The organism is Promicromonospora umidemergens (assembly GCF_024171995.1).
Taxonomy (GTDB): Bacteria; Actinomycetota; Actinomycetes; order Actinomycetales; family Cellulomonadaceae; genus Promicromonospora; species Promicromonospora umidemergens.
Genome location: NZ_JAMTCT010000001.1, coordinates 705,676 through 729,746, shown reverse-complemented (window position 1 = coordinate 729,746; position 24,071 = coordinate 705,676). Strand labels below are relative to the sequence as shown.

Here is a 24,071-nt window from a genome sequence, read left to right as displayed (position 1 = left end):
GAGCCGGCGGTCCACCCCCGAGGCGTAGGCACCGGACGCTTGCCGCGATGCTCGGCGCGCTCGCGCTGCCGCTCGCGGTGCTCCCGGCGCAGGCCGCCGAGAACGGCGACATCCGGCCGCAGGAGCCGGGCGTCACCCTGCGGGTGTTCGACGTCCAGGTCCCGCTCGACGACTACTGCACGCTGAAGCCTGGCCAGACCCCGAACGTCGACAAGCTGATGCCGACGATCGACTGGACCACGGCGGAGGACTTCGGCATCCCGGACCGGTTCGTCACCGAGGTCTCCGGCTATCTGAACGTCCCGGAGGACGGCACGTACGACTTCCGGCTGACGAGCGACGACGGCGCGCGGCTCCTGCTCGACGACGCCCTGGTGGTCGACCACCCCGGAAAGCACGGGGCGACGCCCAAGGAGGGGTCGGCCGAGCTCGAGACCGGCTACCGCGCTCTGCGGATCGACCACTTCGACGGTGACTTCGACCAGCGGCTGAAGCTGGAGTGGCGGCCGCCGGGTGCTTCGGGCTTCGCGCTGGTACCCAGCTCGGTCCTCAGCACCGACGCCGACGTCACGCGCGTCACCTCGCCGGGGCGCAAGTCCTGCGAGGGAGTCACCGAGGCCCCTGGCGACGGGCTGCCGCTGACCGAGGTGCACCCCGACTACACGCTGACCGACCTGCGTCCGGACGGGTTCGAACCACAGGTCACCGGGATGGACTGGCTGCCGGACGGCCGGATGGCCATCGCCACGTGGGGCGGCGACCGGGAGACGGTGCTCGGCGAGGTGTACCTGGTCGAGAACGTGACGGGCGACGCCGCTGCCGGCGACGTCACGTACACGAAGATCGCCGAGGGCCTCCAGGAACCGATGGGCCTGAAGGTCGTCGACGGCAGCATCTACGTGTCCGAGAAGCACGGCCTGACCGAGCTCGTCGACGACGACGGCGACGAGGTCACCGACGAGTACCGCGAGGTCGCGACCTGGCCGTTCGGTGGCAACTACCACGAGTTCGCGTTCGGTCTCCTCTACGAGAAGGGGCACTTCTACGTCACCACGGGGATCGCGATGGTCCCCGGCGGCGCGACGCGTGACCCGCAGCTGGTCGAGAACCGTGGCTCGGTGATGAAGATCGACAAGGACACCGGTGAGGTCGAGTACCTCGCCGGCGGTCTGCGCACGCCGAACGGCCTCGGCTGGGGAGCGGACGGCGGCATGTACGTCACCGACAACCAGGGCATGCACGTCCCGACGTCGAAGCTCGTGCGCGTCGAGGAGGGCGCGTTCTACAACCACTACACGAACCCGGACGGCCCGTACGACGACCAGCCGGTGACCGAGCCCGTCCTGTGGATGCCGCACAGCGAGATCTCGAACTCGCCGAGCAACCCCGTCCTGCTGACCGACGGCGTCTTCGCCGGGCAGCTGGCGATCGGCGACGTGACGTACGGCGGCCTGCAGCGGGCCTATCTCGAGGAGGTCGCCGGCCAGGAGCAGGGCGCGGTGTTCCGCATGACGCAGGGGCTGGAGTCCGGCGTCAGCAGGACCAGCATCGGCCCGGACGGCTCGATCTACGTCGGTGGCATCGGCTGGTCGGGCAACTGGGGTCAGGCGGGCAAGCTCGGCTACGGCCTGCAGAAGCTCACCTTCGACGAGAGCCGCGCGTTCGACATGCTCGAGATGCGCGCCGTCGACGGCGGGTTCGAGATCGAGTACACGCAGCCCCTGTCGGACGAGACCGCGCAGGATCTCGCGGCGAAGTACTCCGCTGCGCAGTGGCGCTACGTGTCGACCCCGCAGTACGGCGGACCGAAGATCGACGAGGAGGACCTCGAGGTCACCTCGGCGACGGCGTCCGACGACCGCAGGACGGTGACCCTGATGATCGACGGGCTGAAGCCCGGCCACGTCGTCAACGTGCACTCCCCGCGCCCGTTCGCGTCGGAGAGCGGGAACGAGCTGTGGAGCACCGAGGCGTGGTACACGCTCAACCGTCTGCCGGACGGCTCGACGCCTCCGCCCGTCTACGAGGCAGAGGCCGCCGACCTCTCCGGCGGTGCGGGCTGGAACACCAACCACGCCGGGTACTCGGGCGCGGGTTTCGTCGACCGCAACTGGGAACCGGGCGCACGCACGACGTTCGCGGTCGAGGCCGACAAGGCCGGCCGGCACGACCTCGCGCTGCGCTACGCGAACGGCCAGAACTCCGACCCGAGCCCCCTGCCACGTTCGCTGAGCCTGTACGTCAACGGCGAGAAGCAGAAGCAGGTCTGGCTCGACAGCACGGTGAGCTGGTCGGCCTGGGCGACGCAGGTCGAGACCGTGCGGCTGAAGAAGGGAGCGAACTCGATCGCCTATGTCTACGAACCCGATGACGTGGGGCACGTGAACCTCGACAGCCTCACCGTCACACCGACCGAGCGCATCGCTCTCTTCGACGGTGGCGATCTCGACGCGTGGGAGAAGGTCGGTGGCGGGCCCGCGACGTGGCCCGTCGAGGACGGCTCGATGGAGTCCGTCGGCGGCGACATCCGGACCAAGGAGAAGTTCGGCGACTTCCGGATGCACGCGGAGTGGTACCAGCCGGAGCACGCGCCCGACGTCACGGGTCAGGCGCGCGGCAACACCGGTGTGTACATCCAGGAGCGCTACGAGGTCCAGGTGCTGGAGTCCTTCGGCATCGATCCGCCGGCGACGAACGACGCAGGGTCGATCTATCTGAAGAAGGCCCCGGACGTGAACGCCGCGACGGAGATAGGCACCTGGCAGACGTACGACATCGCGTTCCGCGCCGCCCGGTTCGCCAGCGACGGCACCAAGACCGAGGACGCGCGCATCTCGCTCTGGTGGAACGGTCAGCTCGTGCACGACGACGTGGCGGTCGACGGCAAGACCGGGAACGGCAAGGCCGAGGGGCCGACTCCGGGTCACATCAAGCTGCAGGACCACGGGGACCCCGGCCTGAACCCCCGGTTCCGTGATGTCTGGATCGAGCGTCTCACCGGACAGGAGCCTGCGGACCAGGCCCTGGTGGCCAAGGTCTCGACGCGGCTCACCCCGCCGAAGGTCCGCACCGGCCAGGACGCCGTCGCGCTGGTCCGGGTACCCGGCGCCAAGGGCGGACCGGCGCCGACGGGGACGGTCCGGGTCACCCTCGGGGACGAGACGGTCAGGGCCACGCTCGGCCGCGGCCCGGCACGGCTCCGGCTCCCGACGTCGGGGCTCGACGCGGGGGTGCACCCGGTGCAGGTGGAGTACCTCGGCGACCTGGCGTACGGGCGGAGCACGGCGACGGTGGACCTGACCGTGCGCTGACGTGACACCCAGGACGGGTAGGCGGCGCAGCCGCCTACCCGTTCGGTCACCGAGCGTAGGTCTTGAAGAGCGTGTCGTGGCCCGTCCACCACTCGTTGAGCAGCTCGCTCTGCACCTCGCCCTGGACGATCCCCAGGAGAAGGTCGGTGGTGAGCAGGTCGAACCTCTCCCACAGGTCGCCGTTCCGGTCCGAGACCCTGATCGGGTAGGAATCGGCCGCCACCTCGGGTGGGACCTGCCAGTAGAGCGTGACCCCCGTGCCGGTCGAGGCCCAGGGCAGCAGCCTGGAACCGGGGTCGAGGTCGTCGGGCGGCTCCACGACCTCGTCCTCGAACAGGTCCTGGAGCTGCTCGGACTCCAGCCCCGACCGCTCGAGATCGACATGCTTCAGACCAGGGCCGGGCGCCGGGACGAACAGCCGCACGTGGTCCAGCCAGAGCCCGCCACCCCCTGCGTCGAGAAGCGTGCGGTAGTCCTGCGGCACGGGCGCCCCGAGCCGCTGTTCGACCTGTTCCCAGTCGAACGAGTCGGCCGGCGGTGCGAGACGTGCCAGCTCGGTCAGCTGCTGGGGACTGGTGGTCATGAAGGTGCACTCCTCTGTGTCGCTGGTCCAGATCGGGTCTGCCCGAACCGGAGCCCGTCCGAGCTCCGGTCGAACGCCGGTGTTTCCCTGACATCGGGCGTGGTCGAGGGCCCGTCCCCGATCGTGAAGAACGGGCGGGTCTTCGTCGCGTACTCGGCGTCCGCCACCGGAGCGTCGGTTCTGCTCGTGGCAGATGGCTCCTACCCGGCGTGCGGTACGAACGGACGTACTATATGTTGGTGGCATGACGCGAACGGGTGAGGTGACGACTCGGGCAGGCGATGAACCTGCCAAGTCGGTGCTGCCCGGCGGTGGCGCACTTCCCGGGGTCGTCGACGTCGCAGGCGTCCGGGCGCTGCGCCAGGTGTTGGCGGGCATGATCCTGCCAGGTGCCTCCGACACCGCGTCGTCGGCGCCGAAGGGACGTCAGGCAGAGTGGGTAGACCTGCTCGCGGAGCTCGAAGCGGTGAAGAGCACCGTGAGCGCCACGCAGGCCCGGCTGGCCGTCGCGCTGGACGAGGCCAGCCGAGCCGAGGAGGCCAGGCAGCACATCCGCGCCGAGCGCCGAGGTCGTGGTGTGCCCAGCCAGGTGGGTGCGGCGATGCGGTGCAGCCCACATGCCGGTGCGGCATTCCTTGGCGTGGCACGGGTCTGGGTGACCGAGATGCCGCACACGTTCGACGCTCTGCGCGCCGGAGTGCTGTCGGAGTGGCGAGCCACCCTGCTGGTACGCGAGACGTCGCACCTCTCGACGGAGCACCGCGCCCAGATCGACGAGGAGATCTGCGGGCCGGCCGGTCTGGCGGCGCTGACCCGGATGGGTACCAGGCGGCTGGTCGCACGAATCAAGGAACAGGCCGCCCAGCTCGACGTGCACGCGTGCGTGAAGCGCAACGCGAAGGCCAAGGGCGAGCGCTGCGTCAGCATGCGTCCGGCACCGGACCTCATGGTGTATCTGACTGCTCTGGTACCGATGCAGCAAGGGATCCAGGCCCATGCGCACCTGAAGAAGCACGCGGAAGCGGCCAAGGCGGCAGGTGACGAGCGTGGAGCCGGGCAGATCATGGCTGACACCCTGATCGAGCGGGTCACGGGCCGCGATCCCGGGCACGCCGACGACGTGCCCGTCACGATCAACCTCCTTGTCTCGGACGCGACCCTGCTCGCGCAGGGCGACCAGCCCGCCGTCGTCGTCGAGGGCGGGCCCGCAGGGGTGGGCACCGTCCCCGGCGTCGTAGCACGCGAGCTCGCCGCGAACGGCATCGACGCCGATGCCGCGTGGTTGCGCGCGATCTACGTCGACCCGCGTGGCCGGCTCCTGGCCACGACCTCGACAGCCCGGTACCACCCGCAGGGCCTCGCCGCGCTGCTGCGCGCCCGGGAGCAGGGCATCTGCGCCACGTCGTGGTGTGACGCACCCGTGCGGCACATCGACCATGTCACGCCGCACGCTGAGGGCGGGGCGACCAGCCTCGACAACGGGCAGGGCCTGTGCGCCCGTTGTAACCACGCCAAACAAGCACCCGGGTGGACGCAGAGACCGGTCCCGCAGGGCACGACAACAGGCGAGGGCCGGGACTCCGTGGAAACGGTCACGCCCACGGGCCACACCTATGTCTCGGTGGCTCCCCGCCCACCGGAACCGATCCGGGAGACGACTCCTGCGTGGACCCCTGCGGTCGGTATGAACGGCCCGGGTCAGGGGCGCCTGCCGCGCAGCCGGTACTCGATCGGCTGCCACACCGCCCGACCGCGGGGCGCCATCGCCTACCGGCCCCGGGGACGGGGCTCCGACCGCCGACCACCCAGAAGACCACGCCGGGCCGACCTCGCCTGGGTATAGCCGTCAGGCCGGACTCCCCTGTGGACACCCCGCCCACGCACCGCTAACGTTCCGGCCATGACGTCGCACCTGATCAGCCTGGACTGGTGGCCCGCCGAATAGGCGGGCTCGCGACGCATCCACTCACACGTCCACGACCGCCTCGCTCCGAGGCGGTCGTCTCGTGTTTCCCACGCGGCGGTCGGTCCGGGGCAGGCACCCGAACCGAGAGGCCACGCATGTCCCGCACACCTGGCTCCGCCAGCCCTGCCAGCCCTGCCAGCCCTGCCAGCCCCGCCAGCCCCGCCAGCCCCGCCAGCCCCGCTGACTCCACCGCCACGAGCCACCCTCTCCTCGCTCGGGTCCTGGCGTCCGACGGATCGCTACCCTTCGCGCTCCTGCGCCGCCACGGCGGCACCGAGGTCGAGGTGCTGACCGGCGACGTCGTCGACGCCGACCTGCTGCGCGACATCCCCCTCGACGGCGCTCCGGTGCTCGCCGTCGTCCCGTTCCGCCAGGCTCGCGAGCGCGGGTTCACCGTGCACGACGACGGCGCACCGCTGCGCTGCCTCGTCGTGCGCGAGTCCGAGCGCATCCCCCTTTCCGACGCCGTCGCCGCCCTCCCGCCCGAACCTGTCGCCGCCGAGCCGCTCGGCTTCGACATCCCGGACGACGAGTACGCGGGCATCGTGCGCCGCGTGATCGACGACGAGATCGGGCAGGGCGCCGGCGCCAACTTCGTCGTGATGCGCCGCTTCGAGGCCCGCACCGGCTCGGCGCCCGTCCCCACGCTGACGTCGTGGTTCCGTGCTCTCCTCACGCACGAGACCGGTTCGTACTGGACCTTCGCGGTGCACGCTCCGGCGTCCGACGGCGAGTCGCTGTCCCTGGCGGGCGCTACACCCGAGCGGCACCTGACCCTGCACGACGGCGTGGCCCAGATGAACCCGATCAGCGGCACCTACCGCCACCCCGCGACAGGCCCCACGCGCGACGGCGTCCTTCAGTTCCTGCGCGACACCAAGGAGAACGAGGAGCTCTTCATGGTGGTCGACGAGGAGATGAAGATGATGAGCGCGCTCTGCCCCGGCGGCGGGCGCATCGTCGGCCCGTACCTCAAGCAGATGGCCCGCCTCAGCCACACCGAGTACCTGCTGGAGGGCCGGACCGCCCTCGACCCGCGCGAGGCGCTGCGCCTGACGATGTTCGCGCCCACCGTGACCGGATCGCCCATGGAGAACGCCTGCGCGGTCATCACCCGCCACGAGACCCGCCCCCGCGGCTACTACTCGGGCGTCCTCGCCCTGTTCGAGCCCGACGGCGCCCGTGGCAACCCTGCCGAGCACACCCCGTCCGGTCCCGCGAGCTACTCGCTCGATGCCCCGATCCTCATCCGCACGGCTTACCTGCACGACGGCGGCCGCGTGTCCGTCCCCGCCGGAGCGACCCTCGTCCGTCACTCCGTCCCCGAGCACGAGGTCGCGGAGACGCGAGCCAAGGCCGCGGGCGTGCTCGCCTCGCTCGGGCTGGTGCCGCGCGGCGCCGGTCCCGGCGCCGTCGTCGACCTGAACACGCAGCCCGGCGTCGCCGCGGCACTGACCGCCCGCAACAGCCAGCTCGCCGAGTTCTGGGTCCGTCCGCAGGACGCTACGCACGCCGGACCGGCCGACCGGTCCGCGACGCGGCTCGAGAGCGCGCGGATCTCGCCGCTGGCCGGCCGGAGCGTCCTCGTGGTCGACCACGAGGACCAGTTCACGACCATGCTCGCCCATCAGCTGAGCCACCTCGGCCTGACCGCCCGCGTGGTCCGGTGGGACGCCGTCACCGACGTGCTCGCGGACGATCTCGTCGTCCTCGGCCCGGGACCGGGCGACCCGCGCGACCACGAGGACCCGCGCATCGCCGCCATCACCCGGCGGATCCACGAGCGCGTCACGGCGGGCCGGCCGCTGCTCGCGGTCTGCCTCAGCCACCAGGTGCTCGCCGGCCTCGCCGGCTTCCCGGTCCGCGCGCTGCCCTCGCCGCGGCAGGGCGTGCGGCTCGACGCCGACGTGTTCGGCACCACGGCCGCCATCGGCTACTACAACACCTTCGGCGCGCGGCTGACCACCATCACGGCTGCCGCCGCCGACAGCTCCGTGGCGCGGCTCGCCCTGGAACCGTCCGCCGACGCGGACGGCGTGCTCACGGCTCTGCGCGGTCCGGGGGTGGCCTCGGTCCAGGGACACCTGGAGTCGGTGCTGTCGGCCGACGGCCTCACCGTCCTCGACACCCTCACCCGCCACGTCCTGGGCGCCCCGGCAGAACCGTCCCCTGCACGCTGAACATGCCGCCGTGAACCCCCTCCGCACACCGACCACCTGTAGGCTCCTGACCGCACCAGCTCTCGCACCACCTTCCAGCTTTCACGAGCGATCTTTCACGAGCGCGAGGGGACACCGTGACGGACGGCACGAAGACGGCCGGCGTGATCGGCCTGGGATTCATGGGCGCTTCGCTCGCCGCCGCGTTCCGTGGTGCGGGCGGCTTCGAGCGGGTCGTCGGGTACGACAGCTCGCCGGAGGCTCGGGCCAGGGCTGCCGACGAGTCGTACGTCGACGACGTCCTGGACACCGCGGCCGACGTCGCACGTGCGGCAGACCTGCTCGTCCTGTGCATGCCGGTGCAACAGATCATCACCTGTCTGACGGAGCTGGGGCCCGAGCTGCGCCCCGGAGCCGTCGTCATGGACATCGGCAGCACCAAGTCCGCGGTGACGGAGGCGATGGTCAAGATCCTTCCCGACGGCGTCGTGCCGATCGGCGGGCACCCGATGACGGGGCCTGCCACGGCCGGGGCCGACGGGCCGACCGCGCGGATCTATCACGGACGGGTCTTCCTGCTCACGCCGACCGAGCGGACGGATCCCGGCGTGACCCGGTGGTGCACCGTCCTCCTGCAGGGGATCGGCGCCCGGGTGGAGGTGCTGGATCCGGCGCGCCACGACCGGCTCGTCGCCACCGTCAGCCACCTGCCGCGGATGCTCCCCGTGCCGCTCCTCGAGCTCGCGGTCAAGGACCCGGACCCGCTGCTCGCCACGCTGCCGGCCGGCGGCTTCCGGGAGAGCACCCGGAAGGCGACGGAGAACCTCGACATGTGGGTGGACGTGCTGCTCACCAACACCGACAACATCGTCGAGACGATGCGGCGCTACGCGCACGAGGTCGAGCTCGTCGCCGACCACGTCGAGCGGGGCGACCCGGCCGCGCTGCGCGAGATCCTCGCGACGGCGTCCGACCGCTGGACCAGCCTCTTCGACACCGGCGACACCGGCGACACCGGCGGCGCCGTGCCGACGGCGTCCGGCAACCGCTGACAGCTCGGCACCGCTCTTCCGACTCCCCACGAAGGCTGGCCGGAATGACGAAGATCTTCATCTCGTACCGGCGGGACGACACCCGCGACGAGAGCCTGCGGTACTACCACTACCTGCGCGACCGCTATCCCGCCGTGTTCCTCGACACCGAGGGCATCCCTCCTGCCACCGCGTTCCCGCGCCTGCTCAGGGAGGCGATCCGCGAGTCGGACCTCGTGCTGGCCGTCATCGGTCCCCGGTGGGACGGTGACGGACGCATCGACGATCCTGACGACTTCGTGCGGCAGGAGATCGAGCACGCCTTCGATCACGGCAAACGGGTCCTCCCCGTCCTGGTCCGTGGCGCCGGCCTGCCGGAGGCCGGCCGGCTGCCCGAGTCGCTGCACCCGCTGACCGAGCGCCAGGCGGTGCCTGCCGAGCAGGACGACCTCGCGTGGCTCGGGTCGACGATCGAGCGGGCGCTCGACCCGGTGCGCTGGGACGGTCCGGCGCACGGTTTCGCCGGCCGCGTGCGTTCGCTGCTGACGGCTGTCGGGGTCGACGTCTCCGGGAGCGGGACGGGCCCCTCCGGCGAGCCCTGGTTCCGGGCCCGGGCGGCCCACGACGTCGTCGGCTGGCACGCCGGGACCGTCGTGGTCGCGTGCACGGTCGCCGAACCTCGCACCACCACGCTCGTACGGCTGTCCGAGGCCGCCGGCGCAGCGGGCGCGGACCACACGGTCCTGGTCGTCGACGACCGGGTGGGCACGGACGCGGTCGCCCCTGACGGTTGGCCCACCGACGTCGAGGTGACGACGTTCCGGGGGATGGTGTCGAGGCTCGCGCCGCTCGACCCGTACCTCGGCCGGCTCCGCTACGAGTACGCCCGGCGCATCGCCGGAGCCGGGTCGACGTTCGTCGAGCTCGCCGCCGCCAAGTCCGACCGGCACGAGGACGGCAGCGAGATCTCCCGGTCTCCGCGCACGTCCGTCGGAGGCTCGGTCGAGCGGTGGTCGGAGGACGAGAGCGGTACCCAGCTCGCGCTGCTCGGCGACTTCGGGAGCGGCAAGAGCTGGTTCTGCCTGGACCTCGCGCACCGGCTGCTGAGCGCCTCGGCCCGGCCCGACGGCGCCGACGTCGTCGGACGGTTCCCGCTGCTCGTCGAGCTCCGCCACGTCCGGCCGCCACGGGACCTCGACGCGCTGGGCCTGGCCACGACCCGGACGGGCGGGCGAAAGAGCCCGGACCGCATGATCCTCGAAGAGTTCGGCAGGCACCACGGCCTGCACGACCAGGTCGCCGCCGTGCTGGTCGAGCTGAACCGGCAGGGGCTGCTCCTGCTCCTGTGCGACGGCTTCGACGAGATGCCCCGTGACGACCGGGAGACCGTGCCGCAGGCGTTCGAGCGTCTCCGCGCGCTCGCCGAGCCGGCCAGCAAGGTGGTCATCACGTCACGCACCCTCTACTTCCGGGACGTGCACGACGAGTCCGAGGTGCTCCTCGGCGACCGCGGTCGCCGGTTCGACATCCTGTACCTGCGGGAGTTCAGCACGGATCAGATCCGCGACATCCTCAAGGCGCGGTACCCCGGCGACTGGGAGCGCCGCTGGAACATCATCACCGACACGTACGGGCTGCTCGACCTCGTACGGCGGCCGTTCGTCCTCGGTCTCGTCCTGGAGGTGCTGCCGGCCATGCGGGGACGCGGCGGCGCCACGCTCGCGGAGCTGTACGACGTGTACACCCGCCGGTGGATCGAGGAGGTCAGCCGGGACCGGCCGCACGCGATCTCTCCGCGAGAGCGGCGGCCGCTGATGCAGCGGCTCGCCTGGGCGATGTTCCAGGAGGACACGCTCGACGTCCGCGCGGAGGCCGTCGCGAAGATCGTCGCGGGCGAGAACTACGTGCGGATCCCGGGGCTCCTCGAGGCGATCGCCGCTGACCTGACCACGCAGTCGTACCTCCAGCGCGACTCGCACGGCCACTACCAGTTCGCCCACAAGTCGTTCCTCGAGTACTTCGTCGCGGACCACCTCGCGACCGAGCTCGCCAACGGCGGCTACCACCTCCTGGCGACCCGGCACCTCTCCCCCGAGATCATCGCGTTCCTCGCCGGCATGCCCGTCGACGCACCGCGCCTCTACGACCACCTCGCGACGATCCGCGGCCGCTACGACGACCACTACACGGCCGGCAACGTGCTGTCGCTGCTCCGGGCGCTGCGGTTCCGCCTCTCGCGACGGGACTTCTCGCAGCTGGTCGTCGTGGGCGCCGACCTCGCCGGGGCGAACCTCAGGGGCTCGAGCTTCGTCCGGTCGATCGTGGAGTCGATGAACGTCACCGACGCCCAGCTCACGTCCACCGACTTCACGGACGCGACGTTCAAGGACCTGAACCTGGGCGTGCGCTCGTCGGGCAAGGGCGTCGCCACCGGCCCCGCCGGGTCGCGTGCGGTGACGCTCGGTGACAGCAGCGTCAGCGTCCAGGACCGCGACGGAGCCGAGCTGCACCGGCTGCGCGGGCCCTCGGACTCCCTGACGAGCGTCCAGTTCGACCGTAGCGGGAAGACCCTGGCCGCCGGCAGCTTCGATCACACGGCTACGGTGTGGCGCACCGACGTACCGTCCGGGCACCCCACGTCACGGCTCGTGCTCGAGGGGCACACCAACACGGTGTACGACGTCGCGTTCGACCCGAGCGGGGCCTACCTCTTCACCGCGGGCAGCGACGCACTGGTCAGAGCCTGGTCCGTCGACGACGGCGCGGAGCTCAAGTCCGCACGAGAGCACCGTGCCACGGTCTACTCGATCAACGCCTCGCCGGACGGCCGATGGCTCGCGACCGGGAGCTTCGACGCGACCGTCGGGCTGTGGATGCTCGCCACCGACCCGTCCGACGGGCTCCAGCTGCGGTGCGTCCAGCGCCTCGAAGGCCACGAGAGCCTCGTCAACGGCGTCGCCTGGTCCCCCGACAGCCGCACCGTCGCCTCCGCCAGCAACGACGGGACCGTCCGGCTGTGGGACGTCGACGCGCGTCGTGCGCGCACCGTCCTCACCGGCCACCAGACCATCGTGTGGTCCGTCGCCTACAGCCACGACGGACGCCTGCTCGCCAGCGGCGACTCCGACGGCGTCATCCGGGTCTGGGACGTCTCGGGAGACGAGCCGGCGCGCTTGCTCCGGAAGGTCGACGCGCACGAGGCCGCCGTCTGGAGCCTCGCCTTCCAGCGGCACGACGACGCCCTGGTCAGCGGCAGCCTCGACGGCTACGTCCGGTCCTGGAGCACCGTCAGCTGGGCTCAGCGGGACGAGACCGCCCTGCAGGGCGATACCAACCAGCGCATCAGCTGCCGCGGGATGAAGATCAGCGGTGCGGGCGGCCTGAGCCCGCTCCAGGAGCAGTTCTTGACGAAGATGGGTGCACGGCGGTGACACCGCCGGCGCGTACCAAGGAAACCAGCACAGGAGGATTCGTGGCCATCGGCTATCTCGGCCCAGAGGGAACATTCACGCACGCGGCCGCACGGGAGCTGCGCCCAGGGGCCGACCTCGTGGCTCTGACGACGCAGGCCCAGGCGATCGCGCTGGTCGAGGACGGCTCGATCGAAGGCGCCGTCGTGCCCGTCGACAACACGGTGAACGGCGTGGTGCTGCCCACCTGGGACGCGCTCCTCGGCACGACGGCGAGCCGCATCGTCGCCGACACGCTCGTGCCGGTGACCTTCAACGCCTATGCCCTGACGGGGGACGTCGTACCCGAGGTCGTCGTCAGCCACCCGCACGCCCTGGCCCAGTGCGCGAGGTACGTGAGCTCGCTCGGCGTACCCAGCAGGGCGGCGTCGTCGACCGCGGAGGCCTGCGCCTCGCTCGCGCCCGGCGAGGTCGCCATCGCCGCACCCGTCTGCGCCGAGCTGTACCCGGTAGCGACCATCGCGACGAAGGTCGAGGACGGCGCGGGCGCCATCACCCAGTTCGGCGTCGTGAGCCGCGACGACGTGCGGCCGACGACGGACCGGTGGACCACCGTCTTCGCCGCCCTGCCGGAGCGCAACGCCCCTGGCAGCCTCGCAGCCCTGCTCACGCCCCTCGCGAGCCTTGGCTGCAACCTCGAGAACATCGTCGCCCGGCCGTTGCGGGGAAGCGTCGACTACGTCTTCCTGCTCTTCGTCACCGACCTCGACCAGGATCGCGAGGCGAGCGCCCTTGACTCGCTCAGAGCGCAGTGCTCCGGGCTCTCCGTGCTCGGACGTCTCGCGGCCGCGAAGCACTCGCGACCGGACGGCGCGTCCGGCATCCCCGCGCGCCTGGCGCCCGTCCGGTCGTGACCGGACGGCGTGCTCAGGCAGGCAGGCTGAGGACGGGCACGCCGGTCACGCCTTCCCGTCACCCCGGCGTGACGACCACCTGGGCCACCGCGTAGCTCGACGGCTCCGCCGTGCTGGTCGCGCGGATCGCGACCGTGCGCTCCGCGTCCACGTCGGGCGCTGTGAACACACCGGAGGTGTCGATCTCGCCGTTCCCTTCGCCGACGACGCTCCACGTCACCCCGCCCTTGCCGTCGACCACGCGAGCGCGGAGCGCAGCCGACCCGCCGCCGGACACGGCGGACTGCACGGGGTCCACCGCTACCTGCAGTGCCGGAGCGGCCTGGGTGTATATGGCGTAGCCGTGCGCGGCCGGAAGTGCCGTGTCGGTGAAGGCCGGCCCGGCCTCGGCCGTGCCCTTGGCCCGGAGCGTCCCGCTCGAGGCGGGCAGCAGGGCGTTCGCCTCGGGCTCGCCGTCGGCATCGGTGTACGCGATGCGGTGGAACCCGGCGTCCTCGAGCCGGTCGCCCACGAACTCCACGCGCACGTCCTTGGCTTCGTCGCCCTTGGTCTCCACGAGCACCGTGTGCCCGCCCTCGGCCGACCGGAAGGCCGTCGCCCGGACGTCCTCGTCGGACGACGTGGTGCGTAGCACCGTGCTGTGCTCGGGGATGTACCGCATCAGGGCACCGGCCTCGTAGAACGCCGCGGTCGGCTCGATGCCGAGGACCACCGAGTCCCAGAGATTGAACGATCCGTTGGTGTTGAATGCGGGGTCGTCAGGCATGACCCCGTTGAGCTGCCAGATGAGGTTGGAGCGGACGCCGCCGTTGGCACTCCCGATGATGTAGTTGGCGTGCCCGGTCTCCCACCCGCTGTCCCCCGGGTCCGCCCAGCCCATCTCGGTCAGGTGCAGCGGGGCGTCACCGATCGTCGCCTGCCGCTCGTCGATGAACCCCGCAAGGCGTGCGTAGTCCTCACCGTAGAGATGAAAGCTGTAGGCGTCGAACACGTCTCCGGCGTTCCGGGCCATGTAGGCGGTCCAGTCGGGGGCGCCGACCTCTTCGGGACCCCAGATCTCGACACGGTCCCGCAGCCCGTCGGCGACGAGCTGGTCGTGCACCGCTCGGGCCATGTCGGCGTAGTACTTCTTCTGGTCGGCCGGGCCCTCGAAGTCCCAGCCGCCGTTGGGCTCGTTGTAGAAGGTCAGGTAGCGGACGTTGTCGTAGCCTCGCTCGTCGATGAGCTCGCGCAGGACGGCGGAGGCGGACTCGCCATAGGCCTCCAGGTCGGCGGGCGCGCTCTCGTACGGATCGCGCACGCCGGGGTAGTTGAACCAGTCGTGGACCTCGCCGCCCACCTTCCAGCCGAAGTTGAACAGGATCTCGGTGCCGGCCTCCTCGAAGGCGTCGAGATAGCGGTAGATCGTCCGGATCTCCGGACTCTCGAAGTCGTACTGCCCCTTCTCGAGCTCCATCCAGTCGATCTGGAACCACAGCCGTGCGACCTTGGGCCGCAACGTACGGATGCGCTCGACATCGACCTCCCAGTCGGCCTCGTCGTACCCGCGCTCGGTGGTGTTGGCCATGAGGCTCCACGGGATGACGTTGACACCGATCCCGAGGTAGTCCTCCTGCACCACGTCCTGGGTGTCGACGGTGACCGTGACCTGGTCGTCGCGCTGCGGTGCCGCCGCGCTCGCTGTCGTCAGCATGGTCGTCGCCAGGGCGACCACCGCTGCCGCGGCGAGCGGCCCCGCTGTGTATCTCCTGCGCATGAGTGACTCCCGTCCCCGTTGATGGAGCGCAGCGCCGAGCCAACCGGACGGCGTACCCCGGTGGCGAAGCCAGGCGCTCGAGCCATCAACACGTTATGCGCTTTCCGCGCAACGCACCCGACGGCGCCGCTGCCGCTCCGCCCCGAGACGTCGTCGGCGCGGTGCGGCGAGGCGCAGGCCGGGGCCGTCAGGGGACGCGGAACGTCACCGTACCCACCGGGTTGTCGAACTCCGTCGTGCGCAGCGACACCTGCACGTCCCACTCCCCCGAGGTCGGCAGCACCACTTCACCGGCATAGACACCCGGACCCAGCGAGCTGACCGCCACCTGGCCGAGGTCCACCTCTCCGGACGTCAGGCTGAGCCGTGGGGCCTCGTAGCCCTCGGCGGGCTCCCCTGCCGCGTCGGTCATCGTGATGGTGAGGGTGGCCGGCCCGACTGCCGGCGGGTCCAGGGCGACCCACGCCGAGACGCCGTGCAGGCGCACCGACTCCTGAACACTCGTCCCGGACCCTTCCGCGGCGGAAGCGGTCACGTCGGTCTCGGGGCTCCGGTCCACCAGGAAGCCGGTGATGAACAGGACGACGACCAGCACGCCCGCCTCCGCGAGCGCCGTACGGACCACCAGCGTGGCCGGGGACCCACGGTCCCGCCTGCGGGTGGCCCCCCGCAGGCGCGGCAGCAGGGAGAACCGGTTCCACGCCGCGAGGGCGATCGCGACCAGCGCGGCGAGGACCTTGACGAGGAGGAGGGCCCCGTAGCCGGAGTCGAGGAGCGCGGCCCAGCTTCCGGCGATCCGCCAGGCCAGGAACGACCCGGCGACCACGAGCACCGCGAGCAGTCCGGCGGCCCAGGTCGAGAAGCGACCGAGCACGACGGCGCCGGAGTCGCCGCGCGCGAGGTCCCCGAGCACCAGGGCGACGGCCACCAGCCCGCCGAGCCACAGGGAGCCCGCGGCCAGGTGCAGCACGTCCGCACCGATCACCAGCGCCTCCGGCGTCGTGGCCCGGGTGTGGCCGGTGAACGCCGGTGCGACGACCGCCAGGACGCAGCCGGCCAGCACCAGGGCAGCCCTCGTCCGGTCGGGGGCTGCGGCCGCCGGGAGTGCCACCACGGCCAGCCCGAGCCCCACGGCCACGGCAGCGGGGACGACGTACTCCGCCGGCGCGAGCGACGACCAGGTCGAGCCGTCGGTGATCGCCGAGGCCGGCAGGCCGAGCTGGTAGAGCGCGACCAGCGGCACGGCCAGCCACCAGCCGAGAGCTGCTGCGCCGGCCGCCGCGCGGGCGACCGGACGGAGCCGGGCGCGCGAGCGGTCGGCGCTGCGGCCCCGCGGCAGGAACAGGACCGAGAAGGCCGCCACTCCGGCGGCCACGAGGAGGCCCACGTAGCCCAGACCGCGGACCAGGCCGAGCGGGAGAGGTGCGTCGGTGCCGGCGTCCGCGCTGGTCGTCGGTACGTCCACCAGCTCGCTGTGGGCGCCGACGGCGAAGCTCAGCGAGCCGCCGATCGGGTGCCCGTCCTCGGACACGAGCCGCCACAGGACCACGAGCGTGCCGTCCGGAACCTCCTCGTCGAGGTCGACGAGGAGCTGCGACTCGCGGACCGTGGCCGATGAGGCCACCTCGGCCCCGGTCGCGTCGAACACCCTGATGCCCGTCGGGACACCGATCACGGACTCGTTGAAGGTGAACGTGACCCGCTCGGGGGCGGCGTCAAGCACCGCGCCTTCCGCCGGGTCGGTGCTCAGCAGGGTCGCGTGGGCCGCGGCGCTACCCGCCGGCCCGAGGAGGAGCGCGCAGACGACGGCGAGCAGGAGGAGCCAGCTGCCGGTGCGCTTCCCCGCGCTCCGGTGACTTCGCAGGTCGAGGCGCGTCACTGGCGTCGGCGGCGCCGGTGCAGGACCGCCCCGCCCGCCAGGCCGCCCGCGACCAGGACGCCGGCCGCACCGTAGGCGACCAGGAGGTTCGGCTCCTCGGGATCGGCGGTCGCGGTCGCCGCCTCTGGATCGGCGGTCGCGGTCGCCGCCTCTGGATCGGCGGTCGCGCTCAACTTCTCGGGATCGGCGGTCGCCGTCGCCTTCTCGGGATCGTCGGTCGCAACCGCCGCCTCGGCGCCACCGGAGGTCACGACGACGACCGGCGCCGGCCGGTCGAGCGCGTCGTGGCCCGCTCCGTGCTCGGCGACCTCGGTCCAGGCCACCTCTCCGTCCTCGCACTCCTGGATGACCGGGAAGACGAGCGTCGCACCGACGTCGTCGGGCAGGCGTACGGAGAGCTCGACCTCGGCGTGCTCACCGTCCGGGAGCGGTTCGTCGGTGGTCCAGGTCAGGCCGTCCGCTGCCTGGTCGACCGCCCAGCGGTCCGTGCCGGTGGCCGTCACGTCCGCGACCCCCTCGGGCAGCCGGACGGAGATCGCGGTCGTCGCCGACTCGTCGCACCCGTGCGGGATCTCGACGCGGAGGGCAGCCGTGGCGCCCGCAGCGGTGGTGGACGGCGTGATGGTCACGTGGGCCATCGCCGACGTCGCCCCGAGGGCCACGAGGCCGACGGCGGCGATCCCGGAAAGGGTGACGCGACGGACGACAGTCCTGCGATTCATGAACGACTCCCCGACGTTGGAGGTGGCACGCACACCAAATCAGCCCGCTGAACCTCTGTCAAGAGTGTGAACTGAACGGCTGAAGTCATGGACGCCACCCTGCTGTACGCGTACCTTGGTTCATGTCACTGAATCAAGGTCGCCTCTGTGAACGAGTATCTGTGTGCGGAGCGGCCGTCTCCGGAGGGAAGACATGCCCAACATCACCGTCGAGCTGCTGCGCGGCCGCACCGTCGAGCAGCGTCGCGACTTCGCCAAGGCCGTTGCCGACAGCGCCGTCGAGATCCTGGGCGCCCGGCGCCAGGACGTCCGCATGGTCTTCAGCGAGATCACCCCCGACATCGTCGCCAACGGCGGCGTGCTGGCCAGCGAGGACGAGAGCCGCGCCGGCGTGGTGGCCGCCCTGGCCGACGACTGACGTCCGCCTTCTCTTCGAGGCCTAAGTTTCTTCGCTTTGAGCGGGCTCAAAGCGAAGAAACTTAGGCCTCGAAGGGAAGAGGGAAGCAACGCGGCGTGGGCCCGGAGGATCCGTCCTCCGGGCCCACGCCGCTTTCCTGCTACCGCACTCTGATCGTCACCCTGGTCGAGCTCGCCAGGGCGAGCTCACTGCCGAGATATGACGCCGTCAGCGTCAGCTCCTTCTGCTTGGGCCGGGGCACCTCGAAGCTGGCTCGACCGTTCTCGAGGGTCCCGACCAGGGTCGAGCCGTCCTTGATCGCGACCCGCACCTCCCCGGTGACCGGGACGTCGTTCTCCGCGGTGAGCGAGACGTCGATGACGGCCCGCTTGCCCGCCCTCTCCGCCGAGATCTCCATGGTGGGTACCACCTTCTCCACCACGACCCTGACCTTCGACGAGGAGGCCCGGTGGTCGGCGTCGCCCCCGTAGCGGAGGGTCAGGTCGTGCACCGCCGGCCGGAGCGAGGCGGCCGGCAGGACGAGGGTTCCCCGTCCGTCCGCGACCGTGGCCTTCCCGAGGCTCGTGTCGCCGTCGAAGAGCTCGACCTCACCCGTCGCCGTGTCCGGCGACACCGCCACCGAGACCGTGCCCGCCGTGCCGTACGTGATGGGCAGGGCGACCCCGACCACCGCCGTCACCGCGGGTGACTTCACCGTGATCGTCACCTTTGCCGCGGCGGAGCGGTCCGTCCCGTCGTCGGCCCGGTAGGTGAAGACGTCCTTGCCGGAGAACCCGGCGTCGGAGGTGTAGGTGAAGGACCCGTCCGCCTCCAGGGTGACCTCGCCGTTGGCCGGCTGGGTGACCCCGGTGGCGGTCAGCACGTTGCCGTCCTCGTCGGTGTCGTTGGCCAGGACTCCCGGCGCCGGGACCATCAGCGGCTCCCCGCCCACGGCGGTGTAGGCGTCGTGCCCCGCCTCCGGAGCGGTGTTGACCGGCGGCTGCTCACCCTCCTCCACGGTGATGGTCACCGTCGTCGCCGCAGACTGCACGGTGCCGTCGGACGCCCGGTAGGTGAAGGTGTCCGTGCCGGCGAACCCGGCGTCGGGCGTGTAGGTGAAGGATCCGTCCGCCGCCAGGTCGACGGCGCCGTTGGCCGGCTGGGTGAGCCCCGTCGCCGTCAGGTCGTCGCCGTCGACGTCGGTGTCGTTGGCCAGGAGGCCCGGCGCCGCCACGGTCAGCGGCTCGTCCTCGACGGTGCCGTAGGCGTCGGCGGCGCCCACCGGCGCCACGTTCGCCGCCGGTCCGGCATGGAGCTGGCCCACCTGTTCGGCGGTCAGCTCGTACCCGAACATCCGGAAGTCGTCGACCAGCCCGTCCCAGCGGGCGTCTCCCCAGCTGGTGCCACCGAGGAGGTTGGTCGTCGTCTGGCCGCCCACTCCGACGTCACCGATGTCGACGGTGAAGTCGTCACGCGTGGCCTGGAGCTCGCCGTCGAAGTAGATCTTCCCGACCGAGCCGCTCTGGGTGAACACCACGTGCGTCCACTCGTCGAGCGGCAGGTCGTTGCCCTGTCCCAGCACCAGACGCTCCTGGGCGCTGCCCGGGGTGCCCGGCGCCTTGAACGTCGCAGCGAAGCCGGTGGCGCCGCTGGTCTGGGTGTTGGACTGGAGCAGGAAGAACGTGTCGGTGCTGCTACCGATCTGCAGCAGCGGGACCCAGGTGGGCAGCGCGTCCGGGCGGGCCCAGACGGAGACGCTGAACTGGTCCTCCATCCCCGCCTCGACGTTGTCGGGCAGCTCGACCTGGTTGCCCGTCGACGCCGCACCACCGGGCAGGTCGATCCCCGCGCCGAACTTGCCGTCCGGGGTCCAGCCGGCCGCCCCCGAGAGGGTCGCCGCCCCGACCGAGCTGTCCAGGCCGGTGTTGGCCGCCGTCGTGCCCTCGCCCTCGTCGAAGGGGTAGTGGATCGGTGTCCCCTCGCCCGGCGGCGGCCGCTCGACCGTGTGCTGCACGGTCTGCGCGGAGTCTCGCCACCCTTCGTCGGCGAGGAAGCGGACCTCGACGTCGTGCTCTCCCGGCGAGAGGGCGACGCCGGTGAACCGGACCGCTCCGTCGACCAGGTCGACCTGTCCGCCGATGCGGGTCTCGTCGACCCACAGCTCCGCGACGCCCGAGGGAGCCGCACCAGAACCGGCCGCGATGACGGCCGACACGTCGACCGGCTCGGCGAACGGCGACGGTGAGGCCGGCTCGACGGTGACCGTGGTGGTCGTGGCGAGCGCGGTGCCGTCGGCGTACATGGCCGCGATGTCGGCGTCGCCGAGCGTCGAGGAGTAGACGCGGACGTCGTCCATGAGGCCGTCGTAGGCCGGGTCGGGGAAGCCGTTGCGCCCCAGCCAGTTGTTGGCCGTCGGCCCGACGTCGGTCATGTCGATCGTCAGGTCGTCGCGGGACGCGATCGGCTCGCCGTTGAGGTAGAGCGTGCCCGTCGCACCCTGGCGGGTGAACGCGACGTGGTTCCACTCGTCGACCGTCACGTCACGGGTAGGCGTGGCGTAGACCCGCTCCTCCAGGGCGTCGCCCTTGGCCTTGAACGTCGCCGCGAGCCCGGTGGCACCGTCTGCGTTGGTCTGCAGCTGGATCTGGAAGAAGCTGCCTGCCGCCTCGAGCCCGTCCCCGAGGTGGAACAGACCTGCCCAGTCCGACGTGGTGTCCGGCCGCACCCAGAACGAGGTGGTGAAGTCCTCCTCGCCCTGGAGCAGGTTGTCGGGCAGGTCCACCGCGTTGGCGTTGGACCCGCCGGCGAGGTCGACGGCGTCGCCGTGCACGCCGTTCTCGCTCCACCCAGTGGCCCCCGTCAGCGTGGCCGCGCCGACGGACGCGTCCGTGCCGGTGTTGGCGGCGCGGGTACCGGAGCCCTCGTCGAGCTCGTAGTGCACCGGGACGTCGGAGGCGCCAGGGTCGGAGCCCACGATCACCAGGTCGTCGACCATGACGCCCGCACCGGAGTCTCCGGCGGCGATGGTCAGGTCCTCCGACCGTGCCCCCGCGACGAAGGTCCCGACGTACTTGCCGAACTTGTCCTGCGACGACACGTCAGGGTCTGCCGTCAGGGTCGTCGACAGGTCACCGACCGAGAGGTCGGCGGTGCCGGGTGCGGTGCCCGCGGACCGGCTGTCGCGGGCGTAGCGCAGCGACATGCGGTACTCGCGGCCGGGGTCCAGCCCCTCGACCGTGCGGGTCAGGCTGCCCTCGCTGCCCACGCCGAGGTGGTAGCCGGTGGCGCCGAGGCCGCCCTGGCTGGATGCGGCGGCACGGACCAGCTGGACCTCGCTGTCGACCTCCCACGGGGACATCCGGCCGTTGCCCGGCTCGACGTCCACGACCGCCGGCGGGTTGGCGGAGCGCCACTCCGCCGGGATCCGGGGGTACTCGAGCTGGTCGACGAGGTGCGGGGCCCGGGCGTCCATCTCGACCGTCGGGTCGATCTGGACGATGTCGGCCACGGACGGCGTGCCGTCCTCGTCGAAGACGAAGAGCATGTACGCACCGGGCGGGGCGTACGTGCCGTCGACAGGGGTCTCGACGGTCAGGGCGCCGTCGGTCTGGGAGAACGCCAGGTCCTGGAAGTTCTGGTCGTTGTTGAACCCGTGCGTCACCGAGCCGTTGCGGACCAGCGTGACCCGGGAGACCGGGCCGTCGGCCTGCACGTCGAACGTGCCGTCGTAGCCGACCTCCTTCGGGACGCCCGTGACCTCCGGACGCACCGCCGGCTCGTCACCGTCGAACAGGTACGCCGGGGAGTAGAACTCCACGTCCGTGTAGTTGCGCGGGCCCGGCGTACCGCCACCGCCCACCATCAGGCGGCCGTCGGGCAGGAGAAGCGCGGTCGAGTGGTAGAGGCGGGCGTGCTCGTAGGGCACCTCCACCTCCGTCCACTCGCCGGTGTCGGGGTTCCAGATCTCGGCCGTGGTGACGTAGCCACCGTTGCCGTTGTTGTCGCGGGAACCACCGGTGACGATCACGTTGCCGTCGGGCAGCACCGTCGAGGTGGCCCAGTGCCGCTGGTGCTCCATCGGCTCGGTCGCCTCGACCACCGGCGCGTCGGTACCGCCGGTGATGTCGACGGTGAAGCCGGCGCGAGCGCCGTCCGGGCCACCGCCGTTCGCCCACCAGCCGCCGCCGACCTGCAGGATCTTGCCGGGGCGGTACATCGTCGCGGTGGACGTCGCACCGACCGGGTTGCCGAGCTCGTCCTGGTCGGCGATGTCCGTCGGCAGGGTGCCCCGGAGGATCACCTCACCGTCGCCCGAGGGGTCGAGCTCGTACATCTGCGTGCCGGTGATGTTGAAGACGTTGCCGTTGCCCGGCGCGACGAACGCGCGCGGGTACCACCAGCGGTTCTCGTCGGGCCCGTTGCCGTTGCCGCCGTCGCCGTACGCCGCCGCGCTGGTGGCGCCCTCCAGGAGCTCCCAGGAGCTGCCCTTGTCGGGGGTGTAGATCTCCGGGGTCAGGACGCCGGGGCCACCCGGGCCGCCCTTGAGGCTGCCGCCCTGCACGACGACCGAGCCGTCAGGAAGGGTGGTCCCCGTGGGGTACCAGCGCGGGTAGTTCATCGGGGCCTCGTCGCGCAGGCCCTGGTTCGTCGTGTAGCTGGTGACGCCGAGCGACGCGTCGTTGGGGGCGTTGCCGCCCAGACCGTCGTCGCCGCCGACGGTCATCGTGGCCCGCCGGTGCGGCATCTGGACCTGCATCGAGCAGAACAGGTCGGTGTACGTCGAGTTCGTGACGACGTTGTCGTTCACGTTGGCGACCGTGCGTGGCTCGGCCGGATCCCAGACGTCGATCTCCATCTGGCCGCCCTGGGTGACGCACGAGTTGCCGCCGAAGTCGTACGGCGAGCCATCTGTGCAGCCCGAGGAGACGCTGCCGAAGGACTGGACGCGACCGTCGGAGGTCAGCGCCGCGTTGATCGGGACCAGCGGCCAGGGCGTGACGCCGCTCCAGGAGCCCTGCTCGGCCTTGTCCGGCGCCGAGCAGTCGGCCGGGAGGAGACCGGCGGAGTACGCCAGGCCGTTCTTCATCTGCGTGCGGATCGGGGCCTCTGCGTACGCCGAGCCCTCGTGACCCATCCCCGAGTACCAGGACCGGCCGGAGTCGATCTCCTGGCACCAGGTGATCGGGTGGTTCGTGCCGTTGTTGCCCCCGCCGTACGAAGACTCGTCGGCATTGAGCAGGGTGCGCACGTTCGGGGCCGGGTTGACCAGCCAGTCGTACCACTCGTCGCTACGGGTGAACTCGGCCGGCAGCCCCTGGGTCAGCGGGTGCTCGCTGTCCTCGACCACGACCCGGCCCGGGCGCACCGCGGGGTCCTCGGGGTGGCCCTCCGACGCCGCGCCGACGAGCCGCGCGTAGAACGGGTTCACGTCGTGCTCGCTCTGGCCGACCGACCAGCCGGCGTAGTGCAGGCCCATGTACCCGCCGCCGCCACGGATGTAGCTCTCCAGCGCGGCCCGCTGGGCCACGTTGAACAGCACGCCTCCCGTCTGGGCGAAGACCACGGCGTCCTTGGTCGCCAGGTTTTCCGTGGTGAACGCGGCGGGGTCCTCGGTCTCCTGGATGTCGACCGGCTGCGAGTACTCGGCGCCCAGGTCCGTGGCCAGGTCGCGCACGGCCTGGCGGGCCTGGACGTGGGAGGCGTGGAAGTTGGGCTTGTAGAACAGGAGGACCCGCAGCTCGCCGTCGTCGACGGATCCGGCCGCCGCCTGCGCGGGCGACGCGGTGGTGGGTGCCGCGAGCGCGACGCCGCTCCCGAGGGGTACGGCCACCGCCACGGCGGCCAGCATGGCCGCCAGGCGCGGGAGCGCTCGGCGGGGGCGACGCGCGGGGCGCCGCCGGTCAGGTCTGCGTAGCAGGTTCATCGTTGAATCCCTTTTCGCAC

Annotated in this window: 12 protein-coding genes; 7 read left to right on the top strand and 5 right to left on the bottom strand. The window is 71.5% G+C overall.

Translation table 11 applies throughout. From position 1 onward, the window contains the following. Window positions 1–47 precede the first annotated feature (47 nt). Window positions 48–3,311 carry a 3-keto-alpha-glucoside-1,2-lyase-like domain-containing protein gene (locus APR04_RS03355; protein ID WP_253867904.1) on the top strand — a complete coding sequence of 1,088 codons (3,264 nt, stop codon included), beginning with the start codon at window positions 48–50 and terminating at the stop codon, window positions 3,309–3,311. A gap of 46 nt (window positions 3,312–3,357) precedes the next feature. Here the strand turns inward: APR04_RS03355 and APR04_RS03350 are convergent, their stop codons facing one another. Further along, the gene (locus tag APR04_RS03350) at window positions 3,358–3,894 is read right to left on the bottom strand and encodes an SMI1/KNR4 family protein (RefSeq protein WP_253867903.1); all 537 of its coding nucleotides are present in this window, start codon (window positions 3,892–3,894) and stop codon (window positions 3,358–3,360) included. A gap of 376 nt (window positions 3,895–4,270) precedes the next feature. Here APR04_RS03350 and APR04_RS03345 point away from each other — a divergent pair, with 376 nt between their 5' ends. The 5 genes from APR04_RS03345 to APR04_RS03325 all read left to right on the top strand — a co-directional run bounded on the left by APR04_RS03345 (window position 4,271) and on the right by APR04_RS03325 (window position 13,374). Further along, the gene (locus APR04_RS03345) at window positions 4,271–5,737 is read left to right on the top strand and encodes an HNH endonuclease (protein ID WP_253868014.1); all 1,467 of its coding nucleotides are present in this window, start codon (window positions 4,271–4,273) and stop codon (window positions 5,735–5,737) included. Window positions 5,738–5,955: 218 nt separating this feature from the next. Next, entirely contained in the window at window positions 5,956–8,040 is a 2,085-nt protein-coding gene (locus APR04_RS03340; protein WP_253867901.1) for an anthranilate synthase family protein, read from the top strand. A 116-nt stretch (window positions 8,041–8,156) separates the two neighbouring features. Continuing rightward, complete coding sequence (locus APR04_RS03335) at window positions 8,157–9,071, top strand: prephenate dehydrogenase (protein WP_253867900.1); 915 nt, start codon at window positions 8,157–8,159, stop codon at window positions 9,069–9,071. Window positions 9,072–9,115: 44 nt separating this feature from the next. Continuing rightward, complete coding sequence (locus APR04_RS03330; RefSeq protein WP_253867898.1) at window positions 9,116–12,481, top strand: TIR domain-containing protein; 3,366 nt, start codon at window positions 9,116–9,118, stop codon at window positions 12,479–12,481. Window positions 12,482–12,522: 41 nt separating this feature from the next. Further along, window positions 12,523–13,374, top strand: a complete 852-nt coding sequence (locus APR04_RS03325; RefSeq protein WP_253867896.1) for a prephenate dehydratase — start codon at window positions 12,523–12,525, stop codon at window positions 13,372–13,374. Window positions 13,375–13,432: 58 nt separating this feature from the next. Here the strand turns inward: APR04_RS03325 and APR04_RS03320 are convergent, their stop codons facing one another. From APR04_RS03320 to APR04_RS03310, 3 genes are all read right to left on the bottom strand, one after another. Further along, entirely contained in the window at window positions 13,433–15,130 is a 1,698-nt protein-coding gene (locus APR04_RS03320; RefSeq protein ID WP_253867894.1) for a glycoside hydrolase, read from the bottom strand. A gap of 187 nt (window positions 15,131–15,317) precedes the next feature. Further along, entirely contained in the window at window positions 15,318–17,009 is a 1,692-nt protein-coding gene (locus tag APR04_RS03315) for a copper resistance CopC/CopD family protein (RefSeq protein WP_253867892.1), read from the bottom strand. Next, entirely contained in the window at window positions 17,006–17,731 is a 726-nt protein-coding gene (locus tag APR04_RS03310) for a YcnI family copper-binding membrane protein (RefSeq protein WP_253867890.1), read from the bottom strand. Before APR04_RS03310 ends, APR04_RS03315 begins: the two co-directional genes overlap by 4 nt. A gap of 193 nt (window positions 17,732–17,924) precedes the next feature. On the opposite strand from APR04_RS03310, the gene APR04_RS03305 reads away from it, so the two are divergent. Next, window positions 17,925–18,149: a tautomerase family protein gene (locus tag APR04_RS03305; protein ID WP_108495568.1), complete on the top strand. Its 225-nt coding sequence runs from the start codon at window positions 17,925–17,927 to the stop codon at window positions 18,147–18,149. Window positions 18,150–18,288: 139 nt separating this feature from the next. Here the strand turns inward: APR04_RS03305 and APR04_RS03300 are convergent, their stop codons facing one another. Continuing rightward, a complete protein-coding gene (locus tag APR04_RS03300) occupies window positions 18,289–24,051 on the bottom strand; it encodes a LamG-like jellyroll fold domain-containing protein (protein ID WP_253867888.1) in 5,763 nt (1,920 codons plus the stop codon). Window positions 24,052–24,071: the final 20 nt, after the last annotated feature.

Coding starts and splice junctions, on each gene's coding strand:
- APR04_RS03355 (WP_253867904.1), top strand. CDS start 48: ATGCTCGGCGCGCTCGCGCTGCCGCTCGCGGTGCTCCCGGCGCAGGCC.
- APR04_RS03350 (WP_253867903.1), bottom strand. CDS start 3,894: ATGACCACCAGTCCCCAGCAGCTGACCGAGCTGGCACGTCTCGCACCG.
- APR04_RS03345 (WP_253868014.1), top strand. CDS start 4,271: ATGATCCTGCCAGGTGCCTCCGACACCGCGTCGTCGGCGCCGAAGGGA.
- APR04_RS03340 (WP_253867901.1), top strand. CDS start 5,956: ATGTCCCGCACACCTGGCTCCGCCAGCCCTGCCAGCCCTGCCAGCCCT.
- APR04_RS03330 (WP_253867898.1), top strand. CDS start 9,116: ATGACGAAGATCTTCATCTCGTACCGGCGGGACGACACCCGCGACGAG.
- APR04_RS03320 (WP_253867894.1), bottom strand. CDS start 15,130: ATGCGCAGGAGATACACAGCGGGGCCGCTCGCCGCGGCAGCGGTGGTC.
- APR04_RS03310 (WP_253867890.1), bottom strand. CDS start 17,731: ATGAATCGCAGGACTGTCGTCCGTCGCGTCACCCTTTCCGGGATCGCC.
- APR04_RS03305 (WP_108495568.1), top strand. CDS start 17,925: ATGCCCAACATCACCGTCGAGCTGCTGCGCGGCCGCACCGTCGAGCAG.
- APR04_RS03300 (WP_253867888.1), bottom strand. CDS start 24,051: ATGAACCTGCTACGCAGACCTGACCGGCGGCGCCCCGCGCGTCGCCCC.